Origin of the sequence: Lysinibacillus sp. KU-BSD001 (genome assembly GCF_042920265.1) — a bacterium.
Lineage (GTDB): Bacteria > Bacillota > Bacilli > Bacillales_A > Planococcaceae > Lysinibacillus_B.
The window spans coordinates 74,375-95,416 of record NZ_JBDQZI010000002.1 but is presented as its reverse complement, the minus strand read 5'-3'; the positions used below and the strand labels follow the sequence as shown (position 1 = coordinate 95,416).

At 37.6% G+C, this 21,042-nt stretch carries 15 protein-coding genes; 14 read left to right on the top strand and 1 reads right to left on the bottom strand.

The window, feature by feature from the left end:
- From rfbB to AAGS61_RS03670, 13 genes are all read left to right on the top strand, one after another.
- Positions 1–1,020: a dTDP-glucose 4,6-dehydratase gene (gene rfbB / locus AAGS61_RS03730; protein ID WP_391367514.1), complete on the top strand. Its 1,020-nt coding sequence runs from the start codon at positions 1–3 to the stop codon at positions 1,018–1,020.
- Positions 1,020–1,865, top strand: a complete 846-nt coding sequence (rfbD, locus tag AAGS61_RS03725) for a dTDP-4-dehydrorhamnose reductase (RefSeq protein ID WP_391367512.1) — start codon at positions 1,020–1,022, stop codon at positions 1,863–1,865. Before rfbB ends, rfbD begins: the two co-directional genes overlap by 1 nt.
- A 72-nt stretch (positions 1,866–1,937) precedes the next feature.
- Positions 1,938–2,900 (top strand): glycosyltransferase family 2 protein, encoded by a 963-nt coding sequence (locus AAGS61_RS03720; protein ID WP_391367509.1) that lies wholly within the window; start codon positions 1,938–1,940, stop codon positions 2,898–2,900.
- A 14-nt stretch (positions 2,901–2,914) separates the two neighbouring features.
- Positions 2,915–3,775: a glycosyltransferase family 2 protein gene (locus AAGS61_RS03715; RefSeq protein WP_391367506.1), complete on the top strand. Its 861-nt coding sequence runs from the start codon at positions 2,915–2,917 to the stop codon at positions 3,773–3,775.
- A 23-nt stretch (positions 3,776–3,798) separates the two neighbouring features.
- Entirely contained in the window at positions 3,799–5,208 is a 1,410-nt protein-coding gene (locus AAGS61_RS03710) for an undecaprenyl-phosphate glucose phosphotransferase (protein ID WP_391367503.1), read from the top strand.
- A gap of 30 nt (positions 5,209–5,238) precedes the next feature.
- The gene (gene galU, locus AAGS61_RS03705) at positions 5,239–6,117 is read left to right on the top strand and encodes a UTP--glucose-1-phosphate uridylyltransferase GalU (protein ID WP_391367500.1); all 879 of its coding nucleotides are present in this window, start codon (positions 5,239–5,241) and stop codon (positions 6,115–6,117) included.
- A 95-nt stretch (positions 6,118–6,212) separates the two neighbouring features.
- The gene (locus AAGS61_RS03700) at positions 6,213–7,487 is read left to right on the top strand and encodes a glucose-6-phosphate isomerase (protein WP_391367497.1); all 1,275 of its coding nucleotides are present in this window, start codon (positions 6,213–6,215) and stop codon (positions 7,485–7,487) included.
- Positions 7,488–7,496: 9 nt separating this feature from the next.
- Positions 7,497–8,504, top strand: coding sequence for a UDP-glucose 4-epimerase GalE (gene galE / locus AAGS61_RS03695; protein ID WP_391367494.1), 1,008 nt, complete (start codon positions 7,497–7,499; stop codon positions 8,502–8,504).
- A gap of 65 nt (positions 8,505–8,569) precedes the next feature.
- Positions 8,570–10,264: a phospho-sugar mutase gene (locus AAGS61_RS03690; RefSeq protein ID WP_391367492.1), complete on the top strand. Its 1,695-nt coding sequence runs from the start codon at positions 8,570–8,572 to the stop codon at positions 10,262–10,264.
- A gap of 347 nt (positions 10,265–10,611) precedes the next feature.
- Positions 10,612–11,667: a 2,3-butanediol dehydrogenase gene (locus AAGS61_RS03685; protein WP_391367489.1), complete on the top strand. Its 1,056-nt coding sequence runs from the start codon at positions 10,612–10,614 to the stop codon at positions 11,665–11,667.
- A 353-nt stretch (positions 11,668–12,020) separates the two neighbouring features.
- Complete coding sequence (locus AAGS61_RS03680; protein ID WP_391367486.1) at positions 12,021–14,414, top strand: S-layer homology domain-containing protein; 2,394 nt, start codon at positions 12,021–12,023, stop codon at positions 14,412–14,414.
- Between the two features lie 783 nt (positions 14,415–15,197).
- Entirely contained in the window at positions 15,198–17,303 is a 2,106-nt protein-coding gene (locus AAGS61_RS03675) for a methyl-accepting chemotaxis protein (protein WP_391367484.1), read from the top strand.
- A gap of 316 nt (positions 17,304–17,619) precedes the next feature.
- On the top strand, positions 17,620–18,375 hold the full coding sequence (locus AAGS61_RS03670; RefSeq protein ID WP_391367481.1) for an SDR family NAD(P)-dependent oxidoreductase: 756 nt from the start codon (positions 17,620–17,622) through the stop codon (positions 18,373–18,375).
- A 62-nt stretch (positions 18,376–18,437) separates the two neighbouring features.
- Here AAGS61_RS03670 and AAGS61_RS03665 read toward each other — a convergent pair whose 3' ends face one another.
- Positions 18,438–19,847 (bottom strand): TIGR00341 family protein, encoded by a 1,410-nt coding sequence (locus AAGS61_RS03665; protein WP_391367478.1) that lies wholly within the window; start codon positions 19,845–19,847, stop codon positions 18,438–18,440.
- Positions 19,848–20,100: 253 nt separating this feature from the next.
- On the opposite strand from AAGS61_RS03665, the gene AAGS61_RS03660 reads away from it, so the two are divergent.
- Positions 20,101–21,039, top strand: a complete 939-nt coding sequence (locus tag AAGS61_RS03660) for a LysR family transcriptional regulator (RefSeq protein ID WP_391367476.1) — start codon at positions 20,101–20,103, stop codon at positions 21,037–21,039.
- Positions 21,040–21,042 lie beyond the last annotated feature (3 nt).

Here is a 21,042-nt window from a genome sequence, read left to right as displayed (position 1 = left end):
ATGAAAATTTTAGTTACTGGTGGCGCGGGCTTTATCGGTAGTAACTTTGTAAACTACATGGTACGCACATACCCAGCTTATACAATTGTAAATTTAGATGCACTTACATACGCAGGCAATTTAGAGAACTTAAAAGAATCTGAAGGTAAAGAAAACTATCGTTTCGTAAAAGGGAATATTACAGATCGTGCGTTAGTTGATTCTTTATTTGCTGAAGGGATAGATGTTGTTGTAAACTTTGCAGCTGAATCACACGTAGACCGTAGTATTACGAATCCAGACGTTTTTGTAACAACGAACATCCAAGGTACACAAGTATTATTAGATGCTGCACGTAAATATGAAGTGAAAAAGTACATTCAAGTATCAACGGATGAAGTGTACGGTTCCCTAGGGGCAGAAGGTTATTTCACTGAAACAACACCTTTAGATCCGAACAGTCCGTATAGTGCAAGTAAAGCAGGAGCGGATATGCTTGTAATGGCATATCATGAAACGTATGGTTTACCGACAAATATTACACGTTGTTCAAATAACTACGGGCCGTTCCACTTCCCTGAAAAATTAATTCCGTTAATGATTATTAACGCATTAAACGACAAACCATTACCGGTATATGGTGACGGATTAAACGTACGTGACTGGTTACACGTAGAAGACCATTGCCGTGCAATTGATTTAGTGCTTCACAAAGGTAAGGTTGGTGAAGTATATAACGTTGGTGGTCACAATGAAAAAACGAACATTGAAGTTGTAAAGGGAATTTTAAAGCAGCTAGATAAACCAGAGTCATTAATTAAATACGTGGAAGATCGTTTAGGACATGATCGTCGTTATGCGATTGATCCGACAAAGCTTCAAGCAGAGTTAGGATGGGAGCCAATTTATAATTTTGAAACAGGTCTTAAAGATACAGTGCAATGGTATTTAAATAATCGTTCTTGGTGGGAAAACATTATTTCAGGTGACTACCAAAATTATTATGAAAATCAATACGGTAGTAAATTGGAGCAGGAATAATGAAAATCTTAGTAACAGGTGCTAACGGTCAGCTTGGACAGGAGCTAGTGCAGCAATTGTTGAAGCAGAACATGGAGTTATTTGCATATACTAAGAGTGATTTAGATATTTGTGATTTAAATACTGTTATTGAAGTAGTAAAAAAAATCCAGCCACATGTCATTATTAATGCGGCTGCTTATACAAAGGTTGATTTAGCTGAATCAAATCAGGAGCTTGCTTTTACGGTGAATGCTTATGGACAGCGTAATTTAACTGTTGCAGCAAACAAAGTTGGGGCGAAAGTTTGTTACGTAAGTACAGATTATGTGTTTAATGGAAATGCAACAGAGCCATATGAGGAGTATGCTTTAGCTAATCCAATTGGTATTTATGGTAAATCTAAATATGCAGGTGAACAATTGACACAAACATTAAGTACGAAATACTTCATCGTTCGTACAGCTTGGGTTTACGGTGAATATGGTCCAAACTTCGTAAAAACGATGCTACGTTTAGCGAGAGAGAAAGACGAATTAGGTGTTGTGAGTGATCAAATTGGTTCACCGACGTATACAGTGGATTTAGCTGAGTTTATTATTGAACTTGTGCAAACAGAGAAATATGGTATTTATCATTGCACAAATGGCGGTTCTTGCTCATGGTATGAATTTGCCAAGGCGATTTTTGAGGAAGCTAACATTGATATTAAAGTAAATGCATTAACGACAGAGCAATATCCGACTCCTGCTAAAAGACCAAGTTATTCAGTCTTAGGTGATACAGCATTAAAATTAAATAATTTTAAGCCTGCTCGTCATTGGAGAGAAGGTTTAAAAGCTTTCTTACAAAACTACTGGAAATAACAATCTTTCATAGATTGTTATTTTTGTTTATTTTCCTTAAAATAGATAGAATAGAAATATAAGGAGAAAGAAATGAAATCAACTGTTAGTGTGCAAATCGTTACATACAATAGTGAGAGTGATATTGAAGCATGTTTAAGTGCTGTCCTGAAGCAAACATATCCAATATTTAAAACTATAGTTATTGATAATAATTCACAAGATGAAACGGCATTGAAGGTGCGAGCTTTCCCGAATGTTCAATTAGTTTTAAATCAACAAAATACCGGATTTGCACCTGCGCATAATCAAGCAATTCACATGACCAATACAGATTATGTTTTAGTGTTAAACCCAGATGTTCAACTACATGATACATATATAGAAAATATTATAGAAATATTAGAAAGTAATTCTTGCATGGGAATGGCGACTGGAAAACTATATAGAGATATTAATAATAAACTTTTAGACAGCACAGGGATTCGGATGAAGAAAAATCGCCGTGCAATCGATAGAGGCGCTAATGAAATAGATACAGGGCAATATGATCAATTAACGAATGTTTTTGGTGTGTCAGGTGCTGCAGTGATTTATAAAAGAAAAATGATTAATGATATTAGCTATGAAAGTGAATTTTTTGATGAAAGCTTTTTTGCCTATAAAGAGGATGTAGATGTTAGCTGGCGTGCACAAGTATTAGGATGGCAAGCAGTTTTTGTACCAAATGCTATAGCGACTCACGGTAGAGGATGGAAAGAGGAAAAGAAGCGATCGGAAGTGCCAGTTTATATACGACAAAAATCTTATATCAATCGCTATTTTTATATATTGAAAAATGATACTATATTCAATTTTATAATGCATTTACCCTATATACTCTTTTTCGAAATTGCTAGTTTTATCTATACATTATCAAAAGAGCGAGAATTATTAAAAGCATGGGAATTTTTCAAACAACAGTTTGTAAAAATGAAATTAAAAAGAGACTTTATAAAACAAAAACAAAAAGTGAGTAATAAGTTTATTCGTTCATTCTTTAAAGGAATATGGTAATGAAAGGAAGTATAATGGATTTAACAATAGTAATCATCAATTATAATACAAAAAAGCTTACATTAGAATGTATCGACTCCGTGTATAAATCTAACTTACCATATATGTTTGAAATATTTGTAGTAGATAATCACTCTTCGGATAGTTCTGTTGAGGCAATTAAAAAACATTATCCGAATGTAAGGCTAGTTGAAAATAAAGAAAATGTAGGTTTTTCGAAGGCTAATAATCAAGCGATTAAACAGGCTCAAGGAAGATATATTTTACTTCTTAACTCTGATACAGTTTTAATGGAAAATACATTAGCTGTTATGACTCAATATATGGATAATCATATAGATGTGGGAGCTGCTGGCTGCGAAGTATTGTTACCGAATGGTAAATTAGATCAAGCTTGTCATCGCGGATTTCCAACACCACAAGCATCGTTTTACTATATGTCAGGATTAGCTAAAAAATATCCAAATAGCTCTAAATATAATGGCTATCATAAAAGCTATTTAAATATGAAAGAAATTCATGAGATTGATTGTTTAGTCGGAGCATTTATGTTAATACGAAAAGAAACGATTAATCAAGTCGGGATGTTAGATGAAGAATTTTTCATGTATGGGGAAGATATTGATTGGTGCTATCGTATTAAAGAAGGTGGCTGGAAAATTATTTATAATCCTACTGTTTCAATTATTCACTATAAAGGGGCCAGTAGTCGCAAAAAGCCCTTTAAAATTATTTACGAGTTTCATAGAGCGATGTATTTATTTCATAAAAAGCATTATGCAAAGAAATATTCTATTTTTGTTAACTGTTTAGTTTATGCAGGCATTGCTGTGAAGTTAGGTTTGGAGATTGCTAAAAATAAAATGAAAAAATAATTAGAAAATTTATAGGTGAAGTCATGATACGAGGAAGAGAGAAGTTTTTAACAAGATTGTATATGACGTTTGATTTTGTTTTTATCCAAATAGCCTTTTTTGTAGCATGGGTTATTCGATTTAGGATAGTTGAAGACGTCGATACTAGTAGCGTATTACCTTTTAAGGAATATTTCCTTTGGAATTTATCGTACTCATTAATATATCTTGTCATTGCTTTTTTTGTAAGATTATATGTTACGAAGCGGAAAGCAAAATTTGCAACGGAAATGTTTAAAATTAGTCAAGCACACGTTTTTAGTATGTTTGTATTGCTAAGTTTATTATTTACAGTGAAAATAATGGACGTTTCACGTATGTTTTTAGCCATATATATTATCAGTGCGATATTTTTAAGTGTAATGTACCGTTTTGTGATTAAACAAACGCTACGCCACCTTAGAAGAAAAGGCTTTAATCGCCAATTTGTGTTAGTACTAGGCGCAGGTACTGTTGGAAAAAAATACGTTGAAAATTTAATGAACCATCCAGAATATGGTTTAGAGGTTTTAGGGTTTTTAGATGATTATCGAACGGAAGAAGCAGATTGTAACTATTCGAGATTTAAAGTTATTGGTAAAGTCAATCAACTACAAAATGTTTTAGAGGAAAAAATTGTAGATGAAGTTGTTATTGCATTACCTTTAACAGCGTTCTCAAAATATCAACATATTATTACGACTTGTGAGAAAGCCGGGATTAGAGTGACAATTGTACCTGACTTTTTTGATGTTTTACCGGCAAATCCACACTTTGAGCAATTTGGAGATTTACCGATTATTAATATTCGTGATATTCCGTTAGATGAGCAAGTTAATCGTGTTGGGAAGCGTATTTTTGATATAGCCTTTGCATTAGCGGTGTTAATTATTACATCGCCATTAATGTTAATCATTGCAATTGGTATCAAAATCTCATCACCAGGACCTGTATTTTTTAAGCAAGAGCGTGTTGGCTTGAATAGACGAACATTTATGATGTACAAATTCCGTTCGATGAAAATGATGGATACGTCAGCTTCAGATACACAGTGGACAGTTGAAAATGATCCACGTCGTACGAAATTTGGCACATTTCTTCGTAAAACAAGTTTAGACGAATTTCCGCAGTTTTATAATGTATTGATTGGGGATATGAGTATTGTCGGTCCTAGACCAGAAAGGCCGTATTTTGTCGATCAATTTAAAGAAGATATACCGAAGTATATGGTAAAGCACCAAGTAAGACCAGGTATTACAGGATGGGCTCAAGTATGTGGCTTACGCGGCGATACATCTATTGAAGAGCGCATTAATCATGATATTTATTATATTGAAAATTGGACGCAGTTATTTGATATAAAGATTATTTTAAAAACCGTCATTAATGGATTTGTGAATAAAAATGCTTATTAATGTTATGTTATGAAATAGAGGGAGGAGCTTATGACAAAAATCCGTAAAGCCATCATTCCCGCAGCAGGGTTAGGAACACGTTTCCTACCTGCAACGAAAGCAATGCCAAAAGAAATGCTACCAATTGTAGATAAGCCGACAATTCAGTATATCGTCGAAGAAGCAATTGATTCTGGAATTGAAGATATTATTATAGTGACAGGTAAAGGCAAACGAGCCATTGAGGATCACTTTGATAATGCGTTTGAGCTTGAAACGAGCTTAATGGAAAAAGGAAAGCTAGATATACTAGAAAAAGTGCAGAAGTCTGCGAATGTAGACATCCACTATATTCGTCAAAAAGAACCTCTTGGATTAGGTCATGCGATTTGGTGTGCACGTAAGTTTATCGGAGATGAGCCATTTGCTGTTTTGTTAGGTGATGATGTTGTCAGAAGTGAAGAACCTTGCTTGAAACAGTTAATGACACAATACGAAAAGACATTTTCAAGTGTTATTGGTGTGCAAGAAGTGCCAGATGAGGATGTACATCGTTATGGTGTCATTAATCCAGTGAATACGGACAGCCGCTTAATGCAAGTTACACAGTTTGTTGAAAAACCAGCATTAGAGGATGCCCCTTCGAATTATGCGATTATCGGTCGCTATATTTTAACGCCTGAAATTTTCCGTTTCTTAGATGAAAAAAAGAAAGGAAAAGGTGGAGAAATCCAATTAACAGATGCAATTGAAGCTTTAAATGAGATTCAACGAGTATTTGCTTATGAATTCGAGGGACGTCGCTACGATGTAGGAGAGCAATTAGGGTTTATTGAAACAACGATTGACTTTGCTTTATGTAGAGAAGACTTGTCAGAACAAGTGAAACAATTAATTATAAAAAAAGCACAGCAACTACAGAATAGTTAAAATTATACCAACTCGCTTAGGGTTGGTTTTTCTGTTTATATATGTAATAATTATGAAAGTTAACAGGAAATTAAACATGAATAGAGGTTATTTCGTTGTGCACTAAAATATTACAAACAACCCACTTAAACTGTTCATTAACAATACAACAAATTAATGATTATAGTCAGATTATTAAAGAATTACATAATAGATTAGAAACAACAAATGACTTAACAGGTTGGCTACATTACCCAGAACAGAATCATGAGGAGTTACTTTTTCAAATTGAACAAATAGCAGCAGAGATTCGACAAGAAGCAGATGTGCTCATTGTTGTAGGCGTCGGTGGTTCATTCCTTGGAGCTCGTGCGATTTTAGATGCCCTCACTCCGTATTTTGGAAGACAAATGCAAGGGATTGAGGTTATTTATGTTGGTCAAAATATGAGTGGTGCTTATATTAATCAACTACTTAAATACATTGTAGATAAGCGTGTATATGTGAATGTTATTTCGAAATCAGGTGGGACGATGGAGCCTGCCCTTGCTTTTCGTGTGATGCGTCAATACATGGAGGCAAAGTATGGGGAAGATGCACAACATCGAATTATTGTAACAACAGATGCCGAAAAAGGAATCTTAAAAGCTTTGGCGGATAAATCTGGTTACCGTCAGTTTGTCATTCCTGATAATATCGGTGGGCGCTTTTCTGTGTTGACACCAGTAGGTTTACTTCCAGTGGCAGTAGCAGATATTGATATTCGTGCATTACTAGCGGGAGCAAAGCAAGCAGCAGTAGAATTAGCCAATCCTAATTTAGAAGAAAATGATGCCTATAAATATGCCGTTATGCGTCATATTTTATATAAGCAAGGTTATAGTATAGAGCTTCTTGCTTCTTTTGAGCCTTCGTTAAATAAATTTCATGAATGGTGGAAGCAGCTTTTTGGAGAGAGTGAAGGGAAAGAGAAAAAAGGGCTTTATCCTTCAACGGTGAACTTTTCTACAGATCTTCATGCAATCGGTCAATTTATTCAAGATGGCAGTCCGATTTTATTTGAGACACTATTGCACTTTAAATCCATTGAACCTGATTTTATGGTGAGCTTTGATAACCGCGATGAAGATTGTTTAAATTATTTAGCCGGTCGTACGTTCAATGAAATTAATGCCATTTCCAAGCAAGGAACCGCTTTAGCTCATGCAGAAGGTGGTGTGCCAGTTATTCAGCTGGAACTACCGAGATTAGATGCCTTTCATTTAGGCTATTTAATTTATTTCTTTATGAAAGCCTGTGCGATGAGTGCATATTTATTGGATGTTAATCCATTTGACCAACCGGGAGTAGAGGCATATAAAAGGAAAATGCTAGAATTGTTAAGGGAATAAGGTGAATACATGAGTATTTTAGTAACAGGTGGACTAGGATATATTGGCTCGCATACAGTCAACGCATTAATAGAGGCGGGTTATTCGGTTGTGGTTGCGGATAATTTAAGTAATAGCAAAGCACAAGTGCTAGATGTACTACAGCAAATTACAAATAAAAACATTCCTTTCTATCAAATCGATGTAACAGATGAACAGGCGGTAAATGATTTATTTGAAAAACATCCAATCGAAGGTGTTATGCACTTTGCTGGTTATAAGGCGGTTGGGGAGTCAGTTTTACAGCCGTTAAAGTATTATCAAAATAATGTATTAAGTACGATCACATTAGCCAATGCGTGCAAGCAGTTTCAGGTGAAAAAGTTTGTATTTAGTTCTTCTGCCACGGTTTATGGTGATAATGAAGTCCCATTTAAAGAAACAATGTCGCTCTTACCAACAACTAATCCTTACGGAGAAACGAAAGCCATGGGAGAGCGTATTTTAAAAGATTGGGTGAATAGTGATAGTAGTTTTGCCGTTTCATTGTTGCGTTATTTTAATCCAATCGGTGCCCATCCAAGTGGTCTACTCGGTGAATCACCCAATGGTATTCCGAATAATTTAATGCCTTATGTTACACAAGTCGCAAAAGGAAAGTTAAAGGAGTTACAAGTGTTTGGGAATGATTATCCAACATCAGATGGTACTGGTGTTCGAGATTATATTCATGTCATGGATTTAGCAGAAGGACATGTCGCTGCACTGCAGCATGTGACACCGGGTGTACATATTTATAATTTGGGTACGGGTGCAGGGACAAGTGTATTCGAGATTATTCAGACGTTTGAAAGAGTGAATGCTATTAAAATTCCTTATAAAATCGTAAATCGACGTCCAGGAGATCTTGCCTTTTATTATGCAGATGCAACGAAAGCAAAAGACGAGCTTGGGTGGTATGCGAAGCGTACATTAGAGGATATGTGTCGAGATGCTTGGCATTTTGAGAAATCCCTTAATTTGATACAGATAAAATAATAGAACATACGTAGCTGTAAGAGCTTTATGTTCGAGTTGTTGAAAGAAGAGAAGGTGACCAAATAATGGCTTTAAAAGAATTATATAATCAATGGCAACATGAAACATTACCAAGTCATTTAGCAGAAGAATTAGAAGCGATTGCAACAGATGAAAAGGCGATTGAAGATTGTTTTTATCAATATGTTTCGTTTGGTACAGGTGGAATGCGCGGATTGCTTGGGGTTGGGACAAATCGTATTAATATATTTACGATTCGCCGTGTAGCAGAAGGGTTGGCACGTTTTATCGAATCAAGTGGTGAGGTTGCTAAAAGGCGTGGGGTTGTCATTGCCTATGATACACGCCATTTTTCGTATGACTTTGCGGTTGAGACAGCACGTGTTTTAGGAGCGCATGGCATTACGTCTTATGTTTATAAAGAATCGCGTCCAACACCTCAGCTATCATTTACAGTGCGTGAGTTGCAGGCATTTGCAGGTGTTGTTATTACAGCTAGCCATAATCCAAAGCAATACAATGGTTTTAAGGTATACGGTGAGGACGGAGCACAGCTTGTGCCATCTGGTGCCAACGCTATTATTGAACATATGAATCAAATTGCCGATATTTTTGAAATAGAGGCTTTAAGTACAGAAGTACTGGAACAGCAAGGGTTACTTCACTGGATTTTAACGGATATAGATGAAAAATATATGGATCATCTATTAACATTACAAAATAATGCTGAAATCGATGTGAATATGAAAATCGTTTATACTCCTTTGCATGGTGCAGGATTAGTGCCAGTTACAGATGGACTCAAGGAATTTGGATTTAAGCAGGTCTATTTAGTAGAGCAGCAAGCAGTACAGGATGGTGCGTTTCCAACAGTACCTTATCCAAATCCAGAAGAAGCTGCTGCATTTTCATTGGCCATTGAGCTAGGGCAACAAGTAGGTGCGGATTTATTATTAGCGACGGACCCAGATGCAGATCGCTTAGGTGTAGCAGTACGTAGTGGTGATACATATGAGCTACTAACAGGCAACCAACTCGGTGCACTATTATTACACTATATTTTACATACAAAACAAGTAAACGGCACACTACCTAAAAATGGTGTGATGCTGAAAACGATTGTGACATCAGAGCTAGGTGCGGTCATTGCTAAGCAATTTGGTGTGACGACTGTAAATACATTAACAGGCTTTAAGTATATTGCGGAGAAAATTGCAGAGTTCGAAGTGAGCGAGGCCTATTCCTATGTATTTGGCTATGAGGAAAGTTACGGCTATTTAATTGAAACCTTTGTGCGCGATAAAGATGCGGTGCAAGTGGCACTAAAAGTAGCTGAAATGGCTGCCTACTATACAGCACAAGGCAAAACATTATTACATGCACTGGATGAGTTGTATGAGCAATATGGCTATTATCAAGAAGCGTTAGTTTCAAAAGTATTTGAAGGAAAAGATGGTCAAGAGCAAATGATAGCGATTTTAAATGGCTATCGGGAACAACTACCAACTGAAATAGCTGGTGTTGGCGTAGTGCGTATAGAAGATTATTTAACGAGCATTGCCACTCAGAGTGATGGGCATACGGAGCCTATTTTATTACCAAAGGAAAATGTGCTGAAATTTATGTTAGCCGATCATTCATGGATTGCTATTCGTCCTTCGGGTACAGAGCCGAAATGTAAGTTTTACTTCGGTGTTGTGAAACCATCAAAAGCACAAGCAGATGAGGCTATTGCTCGATTGAAAGAGTATTTTGCTTAGTATTCGTTTAAAATAATGAGATAGGAGTAATCATTCATAATGGGATGGTTGCTCCTAATTTTTATATTGTTAAAAATCAGGAGTAGAAGAATTTATTTATAATGTATTTGTCTTTTCTTCATAGAAAAAACAAAAAGGGGTTCTTTAATTTTTAATGAATAAGGCGTAAGAATCTAGCTATATTATGGTCTGTTCAATTTGTAATCCTGGTGAAATCATATAATGATTATTTGTAAGCAATACATTAATTAATTGTTAAATAATTCCCCACTTCATGTTAATATATAAAATTCTATGATACGATAAAATTGTAACTCTACTATACACTTGAAGGAGGAATTCAAACGATGAAAGCAGCAAGATGGTATAAAGCAAAGGACATGCGTGTGGAAACAATTGAGGAACCAGTGATTGCACCAGGAAAGGTCAAAATTAAAGTACACTGGACGGGGATATGTGGTAGTGATTTACATGAATATGCGGCAGGACCAATCTTTATTCCTGTAGAAGCACCACATTATATCAGTCAAGATATTGCGCCAATCGTCATGGGGCATGAATTCTCTGGTGAAGTAGTAGAAATCGGTGAGGGTGTTACAAAGGTACGTGTTGGAGACCCTGTTGTGGTAGAGCCAATTCTTGCATGTGGCGAATGTGCTGCATGTAAAAAAGGAAAATATAATATTTGTAAGCATCTCGGATTCCACGGTTTATCTGGTGGAGGCGGGGGGTTCTCTGAATATACAATGGTCGATGAAAAAATGGTGCACAAAATGCCAGAGGGATTATCATACGAGCAAGGGGCGCTTGTAGAGCCTGCCGCTGTTGCGTTACATGCTGTTCGTCTCAGTAAGCTGAAGGCAGGAGATAAAGCGGCGGTTTTCGGTACAGGTCCGATTGGCTTATTAGTCATTGAGGCGCTTCGTGCAGCGGGGGCATCGGAAATTTATGCAGTGGAGCTGTCACAGGAACGAGCGGCAAAGGCATTAGAGCTAGGTGCAACAGCGGTCATTAATCCACAAGAAGAGGATGCTGTTGCCCGTTTACAGGAGCTAACAGATGGCGGTGTGGATGTCGCCTTTGAAGTGACAGGTGTTCCCGTTGTATTAAAGCAAGCGATTGATTCGACAACGTTTGAAGGAGAAACCATCATTGTTTCTATTTGGGAAACAGAAGCTTCAATCCAACCGAACAATGTTGTCTTGTCAGAGCGCACAGTCAAAGGCATTATTGCCTACCGAGATATTTTCCCAGCGGTGATGGAGCTAATGACAAAGGGTTACTTCCCAGCTGAAAAGCTTGTGACAAAACGTATTAAGCTTGACGAAGTTGTGACAGAAGGCTTTGAGACGCTAATGAAAGAAAAAAATCATATTAAGATTCTTGTTAGCTCTCAAGAATAAAGAATGAAGAAAAGATATGCTAAGAAGAAATTAATACGATTAATCGACGTTTAGATAAGGTAAACAGATGCTTTGGCAACAACAAAAATTGTTTAGAAGTAAAAAGGATATAAGGGTAGAACGAGTCTATTCGTTACTTATTTTGAGTAGATAAAACAAAACCTTATATACCGTTGTCAGTATTTGAACGAGTTATAGGAAGGTTTTATACTGCTTGTTATATTTCTTGCTGTTTTGATTCATAGCTTACATGTACTAATAATGAAAGCGCTGCTGAATTTTTCTCGGCAGTGCTTTTTTTTAATAGTAATATATAGATATATAATTATTTGAAAATTAGAAAGGATTAAATAATGCGAAAACATATTAGTAAATTCATTGTATCGACTTTAGTCGTTACTGCTATCGCTGTGCCAAGCGCCGAAGCAGCGATATTTACCGATGTCTCAAAGACGAATGTTCATTATGATGCGATTAATGATTTAGTCAATCGAGGGATTATTAATGGCTATAGTGATGGAACTTTTAGACCTGATCACACGCTTACTCGTGGACAGGCAGCCAAAATATTAGCGGGCGTATTACAGTTGGATATATCCAATAACATGCAAAATTTTGCCGATGTTCCTACCTCCTATGAGCATGTAGGGGCTATTAATGCACTATATGAAAAAGGGATTATTGGTGGCTATAGTGATGGCACATTCCGTCCTAGTGCTACGCTCACAAGAGGCCAGTTAGCCAAAATTTTAGTAAAGGCATTTGAGTTAGAAGGAGCAGAGGATACGCCTTTATCTTTTTCGGATATTATACGGCACACTGATTTAGAAAGGTACGTGCAAATCTTATTAAACTACTCCATTACACAAGGGACGAGCAAAACAACATTTTCTCCTGCAAACGCTGTAACAAGAGGGCAAATGGCTTCCTTTATTACAAGAGCAGAAAAAGCAGTGAAGGTACGAGCATCTAAAGAAAAATCAACTATCAAAGTGTCTTCAGCGGTGTCAATGAATATGCAAGAGCCCATTGCATTACAAATTAACGAGACGACAACATGGCCTGCAACGATTTCAACTATTCACGCAGAAGAAATCAATACACTGCTCATTACATTTGAGCAGGACGAACAGGGGAATGCATTTCCTTTAAACGATTTATCTGACACGATAACCTTTTCCTTTGAAGGTACGGCGTATGTCGTGACTTTAGAAAAGGAAGGGTGGGTACTTTCTATTGATCGACCGGTAGCACCGATCAATGTAGTAGCGCAAGGGGGGAATCAGCAAATTACATTAATGTGGGATGAGGTACAAGAGGCAACAGGTTATATTGTGTACCGAGCAGAAGTAGTGGATGGTTCTTACATAGTAGTAGGGGAAGTAACAGATAATGACTTTACCGATAGCAACTTATCAAAAGGGAAAACATACTATTATAAAGTGGCTGTTAAAAATGGACAGCGAGAAAGTGAACAAGTAAATGCAACAGCTAATATTGTACAACAGGGACCATTATACGGTGGCGATTATATCGTGATTTCGAATGAATCGCTTACTATAGGTGAAAGTCAATCAACTGGACCATTAATATTCCATCCGCAACAGTCCGTAAAAAGCGAGATGGACTACCTAACAGTTCCATTAAAGGATGCCTTCGCCGTAGTAGATACCCAACTATCTTCACATCAAGTAGCGACAACATATCATCTAGGAGATATAAAGCTGTTTAATTTATATAACCATGCAACAAGTACGTATTATAATAATTATGCAACACTTGCCTATATTGGAGAACATGCTGAGGTTTGGGTACAAAATAGAGCGATTACGAACGAGCAAGCAGTAAAATTAGCCAACGAATTTGATCGTCATATTTACCCGCTTGTAACCGAAAATTTTGGGCTTCCTTCAGATATAGATGGCAATGGACGAATCGCCATCTTATGTTTTGATGTAAAGGATAATTCAGCAAGGGAAGAAGTGGATAATTATATTGCAGGTTATTTTAGTCCGGTAGATTTATATAAAAATGAGCAGCTGGATGTATCCGTATCGAACGAGATGGAAATGATTTATATTGATACGTACCCGACAATGGGGAATGATCCGAGTAATTTAGATGTAACAAAATCGTATGCAACACTTGTGCATGAATTCCAACACCTTGTTACAGCTGTACAGGAACGGTTTACGGAACAGAAACATCAGGTCATGGCCAATTGGTTAGATGAAGGTCTTGCATTGGCGGCAGAACAGATGTATATAAAAGGTCCATTACACGATTATATGCAATACTATAATGAATCAACGGCCATCCGAGACGGGCGCTCTCTTTTAGAGTGGCATAATGCAGATCCGCTAGCAAACTATGCATTATCTTATTTATTTATGCAGTATTTAAAAATACAAGCACAGCAAGGCGATGCGATTTTTAAAGAGATAATTTTGCATGAGGGGACAGAAATAGAAGCTGTGGAGTCGATTATTCATCAATATATTGACCCAAATCTGTCCTTTGGTGAATTTATGACTGCATTTAGAGTAGCCCTCGTTTTAAAAGCAGAAACAGGATTATATGGATTCAGAGGCAATAAAGATTTTGATAGTATTATGACGCAAGTATATACAGGTACTGCGCCAAACTTAAAAGCCGGTGAATCAGTAGTGATTCAAACAAACAATCGATTGCTAGAATCATCTTTTACGAAAGAAAGCGATATTACATTGACAGGGGTGTATAAATAGGGTCTTTGGGGTGTAGAGACGAGCTGTTTTTCTCAGCAATCGCAAACTAAATGAATGATGTAGTTGAATAATTTACTAGGCACACCTTCTATCTTTTATTTTGAAAAAGATAGGAGGTGTTTAGTTTGTAGATTAAAAGTTTAGGAGTAAAATATAAGGTACTCGTATAATGGTTACTCTTTTCATACGGATGTTCACGATACGAAGCAAGATTCTTGGTTTTGGTTCTTTTATTTTATAATATTAGACAGACAGTAAAGGCAATACGACCAACCTAGGAAAATCGGTTTCACGGAGGAGGAATGGCATATGAATGTAACGTCTTTAATTACAAGTAAATTGGTCGGAAGTTTAATGTTTCCGTCATTTTCTGATGGATTACACAAAGTATAGAGTCAATACCCGATTGCACCGATCGTATTAAAGGTGCAAACGACCGTACGGAAAGTAACGGAGTCGTACCGTATGAAGCGACATGGATTTGGCACGCTGAAAACTTAGAAAAAAATGCAGAGCAATACGTGCAATTTATGGAAGAAAAGCTGCTTCGTGAGTAAGGTGTAATCTGGCTACATAAGGATACTATTTCAGAAAAAACGACTGTACGCCTATACATATGAGATTATTTAAATAGTTCTATTGATGGAAAGTAGAATAGATAAAAAATCCTTATATACGGCTTCTGTAGAATCTATTTTTTAGTAATTTCCTACTTTATTGTATTACGAAAAATAGTAATTTTTGGTATAATGGAGATAAATCAATACTTAAGGAGGGAATTCAATGAAGAAGTCAAAAAGTATTGCATGGAAGCTTTCGGCGCTTATTATTAGTGTTTTTTTAGTGTTATTTGTTGGATATTCATTGGTAACAAGTACGATTCTTTATAAACAGAGCATGGAGGATGCTGAAAGTGCGACGATTCAACATGCGGAGCTATCAGCCGCTAAAATGGGTGAACGTTTTGAGAAGGCAAATGATACGTTAACAACATTAAAGCTTACATTCGAACAGCTTGGCGCCAAGAATGAGTTAACAGCTGAAAACGTGTTAACTTTACTAGAAGCGAATGTAACAGCCAATCCCGATATAATTGGTGGAGCGGTCGTGATAGAGAATTTCAATATAGATGAGGAAACGCCGTTACAGGCAGGCCTTGTTGATTCGAAAAATCGATTTGTCCCGTATGTAGTGAAAGATGGTAGTTCAACCGTCATCGAACCGATTGAAGGAGTTGACAATCAAGCCGAAGCACTATGGTATTGGACACCGAAACAAGAAGGACGTGCCATTTTAACCGAGCCTTATGAATATGAAGTCAATGGGAAGAACATGTTACTAACAACCCTCGCTGTTCCGCTTGAGAAGCAAGATGGTACATTTTTGGGGACGATTATGTTTGATATGTCTGTCGACTTTTTAACCGAGCTTGTGACAACTGTAAAACCAACGAACGGCTATGCGAGTATTATTACAGATGCCGGTATGCTGACCGTCAATAGTATCAATGAGGGCTTAAATGGGACAAACATGCAAGAGGCGATTGATTGGGTAGCAGTAAAATCTGCGTTAGACAATGGCGAAGCAACGGGGCTTTATGTTGATTCTCGTCAATTAGACGAGTCCTCTTTTAATGCGTTTGCCCCCATGATACTAGAGGGAATTGACGATCGCTGGTCTGTGCAACTTGTGTTACCAAAATCCGAAATTCTCTCTACATATAATGAAGTTTTATTTTATACAGTGCTTGCGGGCCTAGTTATTGTCCTGCTCATGGGCGGTGCAACAGCCTGGTTTATCTTTAGACAATTACAGCCATTAAAAGTATTACAGGAATCGATTGAAACAGCGGCAAACGGTGATTTAACAAAAACGGTCGCTACAACATACTTAAAGCAAGGTGAGATTGGTGCAGTGGCAACGGCCTATAATCATATGCTGGAAAAAACGAATGATGCGATTCATGGCGTGTTACAATCGTCCACATTGTTGAATCGTGCCTCTCAACAGGTGACGACGACTTTTGATGAGGTTGTCGCTTCTAGTCAACAAGTAACCGTTGCCACAAATGAGATTGCACAAGGCGCTGCGAAGCAATCAGAGGATACAGAGGAAACGAATTCGCGCATGATGGATTTATCCGATCAAATTGATGCCTTAAATGAATTAGCAGCAAAAATGAATGTGCTAGCGAAGCAAACACAAGAAACGACTGCAAAAGGGATGCAAGAAGTACACAATCTGCATGTCCGAAACACGGAGACAAATGAAATGAATGCGGATGTGCAACAGCAAATTGAATCGCTCGCCGCAAATATTGCGAACATTAATCAAATTATTGTATCGATTCAAAGTATTACAGCACAAACGAATTTACTGGCGCTAAATGCAAGCATTGAAGCAGCACGTGCAGGGGAGCATGGAAAAGGGTTTGCAGTTGTAGCAGAAGAAGTGCGCAAGCTAGCAGAACAGTCTAAACATGAAACAGAAATCATTCAGCAAACAGTGGAAAGTATTTTACGTGATTCACAGCAAACGGTAGCGATTATTGCCTCCAATGCAAGCTTACTCCAAGCGCAAAATGAATCTGTTCAAAGTACAGAAGCGGCATTTAAAGAAAATAATGAGCTTTCTACGGCGATTGCCACAGCGATTACGTCATTAGTAACAGAGCTAGAAAATATGATGGAATACAAAAATCAGGCTCTTACGTCGATTCAAAGTATTTCAGCGATTTCCGAGCAAACAGCAGCTTCGGCAGAGGAAGTAAGTGCCTCCACAGCCGATCAGCAAGCTGAGCTAGAACGTGTGAACGATTCGATTAACAGCATGAATGATATTGTGAAAGAGCTACAAGCTATTGTGAGTCGTTTTAAACTGTCAGAATAATAGTGTGTAGGATTATAAAGACTTTGTGAGAGAGAGTTCTCGCAAGGTCTTTTTTGTTTGGCGGATATATGTAAAGATGTCTTGTTAAACATTATAGTAAGTTCACTTTAATGTTCCTGTATAGGGGATGATTTTCAAAATTGATAGTTTTGACCGTATACAGTGTCTTTTTGTCCGGATACTAGATATCCACATAATTGATTTTAAAGAATAAAGGTAAAAAATAGATGATATTCCTTAAAATAAGCATATTTTGAAAGGTTTTCTCACGAGGATGTAGAAAAGTATAGATAGAACGAAAAGGGGGGATGGGATTATGTTATTTGAAGGAAAAGTAGGCATTGTCACAGCAGCAGGAAATGGGATTGGCCGCGCAAGTGCCATTGCGTTTGCGCAAGAGGGTTCAGTGGTTATCGTCAGTGATGTGAATGAGGAGGCTGGACAAGAAACGGTGCGTCTCATTGAAGAACTTGGGGGGAAGGCCGAGTTTATTGCGTGTAATGTAGCAGAAGAAGCGCAAGTGCAGTCTTTAATAGAAGAAACGGTGAAAAGATACGGGAAGTTAGACTGGGCCCATAATAATGCGGGGATTGGGGCACCTTCCAAACCAATTGGTGAAACAGATAGTGCAGATTGGGATCGATGTATTCAAATTACACAAACAAGTCTTTACTACTGTTTAAAGCATGAAGTAAACGCTATGCTCCAAACAGGCGGTGGTGCGATTGTGAACACAGCCTCTACATCTGGTCTGTTAGGCAGTGAAAACTTAGCGACGTATAGTGCGGCGAAATGGGCAGTGAATGGTTTAACGAAATCGGTTGCGTTGGAATATGCCAAGCAGGGCATTCGGGTGAACTCGATTTGTCCAGGTATGACATTGACGGGGGCAGTGGAGCAATGGGCAAAAGAAGTGCCAGACCAAGCAAAGTATGTAGAAAATGATATTCCGCTTGGGCGAATGGGGAAACCGGAAGAACAGGCCAACGTTGCTGTTTTCCTATGCTCAGACAAAGCCGCGTACATTACAGGCGTGAATTTAGCGGTTGATGGTGGACAAACAGCGAAATAGTGAGCACACCCCCTTCTATCAGGTAGAAGGGGGGCTTTACCGAGCCGACTGCTATGAATAAATTATTCGGGTTCCTCTAATGTTTCTACATCCTCTACTACTTCAGGTTCCTCTATTTCAGTGGGGACTAGTGTCACAACAACCTTCCGCTTTAGCTCTTCTTCTAAAATAGTTTCCAGTGTTTTGATGAATGCTTTATCTAAAGTTTCTTCACTTGTAATGTCTAATAGCACATTATATGTACCTGTACCTTGTTGATACGCAAAGCTAAAGTCGTGTAAAGTACCATCAAATAATTGCAGCTTTTCGTTTACGACTTGTGCAATGATTTCCTCTGGTGTACTCGTTTTTAATTGGACTACTTCTACGACTTCCGGTTTTGTTTCAGGTAACAGCGCTTTATAGCCATCTGTTGCACCTTCATTATTTACGCGCTGAATCATTGCGATATTCGCTATGATTTGTACAGGAGCAGTGAGTTTATATTCCAAGCTGTTTTCAAGCTTTCGAATATCTTCTGGTAAAATAATCTGCGCTGAATGCAAATCGACATTGATACGAAATGTTGTGTCATTTCTCGTAAACTTCAAGGCATTGATTGTAGCATCTGGTGCCATCACGGCAAGTCCTTCTTCCAATGTGTTGCGAATAATCTTTTCGCGTTGGTCAGATTCAATCGACGTTTTTAATAGGAAGATGAGCGGAATGGACACGATGACTAATAATAAAATAGGGTAAATAATTTTGCCACCGACTAAACGTGATACATACGGTTGCTTTTCTTTTGGTGTATCCAAATTCAAATAATGGGAGAGTAATGATGTATTAAACCCTGCAAATTGAAAAATAATCATCGCAATGACGTTGATCGCTACCATATTCGCAATGAATAATAATAAGGCGCCGCCTGCCAAATGATATTCTTGCTTCGCTAACGTAATCCCTACTACACATAAAGGTGGCATCAAGGCAGTTGCAATGGCAACCCCGGGTAAAGTGGCACCCGCGCGATAACAAATGGCATAGGCGCCAGCTGCACCAGAAGTAAGGGCGATAATTAAATCAATGAGTGTAGGTGCTGTTCTCGCTAATACTTCAGAAGTTAAATCTGAGACGGGCAAAAGTAATGTTAAAAAGGTCGATAAAGCAACGGCTATGACAGCGCCAATAAACTCTGCTTTAATTGTTACTTTTAATAAAGGGTTATTCCCCGTAATTAACGCTAGTCCACTTCCTAAAATGGGGTTCATTAGAGGGGCGATTAACATAGCGCCGATGATGACTGCCGTACTATTTGACAGTAACCCGTATGTTGCAACAGTACAAGAGAGCACAACCATAATGTAATAATACGTATCTGGCTGCGAGTCTTTTGAAATTTTTTCCGTGATGGTTTCACGTGTAAAATAGTCAAGCTGGTATTTTTTCTTTTTTGGCTCAAGAATTGTCTCTCGCTCCATAGAAGTTGTCATGGAAATCATGCTCCTTTCATCTTTTATAGTGTACTATAGTTTTTTAGTATATTTAGAGTTTTTTTGTATATAAGGGTATAAATGGTTTAAAGGTGGGTGCAACGAATTTCTTTTGTGAAGATGCTAGCTTCGAAGAATAATGCAAAGTTAGTTTTTCTAAATAATATATGAATCAATTAAAACACAGACTATTCAATCAATTAATGCTGACGTGTTATACTAGAAGTAAATCTTTTTTTGAGGGACGTTATTTATGGAGTTAAGACAATTAGAGTATTTTCTAGTACTTTGTGAAGAGCTGCATTTTACACGAGCAGCGCAAAGATTGTACATTTCACAGCCTACACTAAGCCAACAAATTAAAGTATTAGAACAGAAATTTGGCCTGCCTTTGTTTGACCGAATCGGAAAGAAGATTTTACTGACCGATGCAGGACAAGTGCTCTATACACAGTGCCTGCAAATTTTTAAACAGATTGAAAATGCAAAGCAACAAATGCAAGAGTTGCACGAGCTACAAAAGGGACATTTGAAAATTGCATCATTACCTGGTGAGCTGACCAATTTACTTTCGGAAAGTGCGTTAGCCTATATGGAAGAGTACCCTGGGATGCAAGTATCGATTACAAGTACAGATGATGTATATACGTTACTGAAAGAAAATAAAGTTGATTATGCTTTTTCCTATGCCCAGCATGCGCTGACGATGTACGACGAGCAATTTGTCGAGCTGCCATTGTATACAGAGGAATTTTACTATGTTACATACCCAACAGATCCACTATTACGCCATCAAGAACTAACATTAAACCAATTAGCTGATGTCTCATTTGTATTATTTCCGACAATCCATGTGTGCCGAAATATTTTAGACAAAGTATTAAAGAAAGAGGAATTGGCCTTAAAGGTGCAGTTTGAAACAGCTAGTACACAAGCAATTTTTCAATTTGTGCAAAAAAAGCTTGGGGGCACAATCGTCGCAAAATCATTGTATGAATCGCAGGAGAGTGCAGAGTTAGTCGGGCGACCGATTCATCATTCGGATTTAAGACGGGATACCGTGCTCATTGTGAAAAAAGATAAATATTGGAACGCTGTCGCAAAATCCTTTATGCCGATGCTAATAGACTATTTAACTAACAATAAGCTGATTGTTTCAGCACATACGCTTCGTGCTTTTCTCTCGCCATAAGAT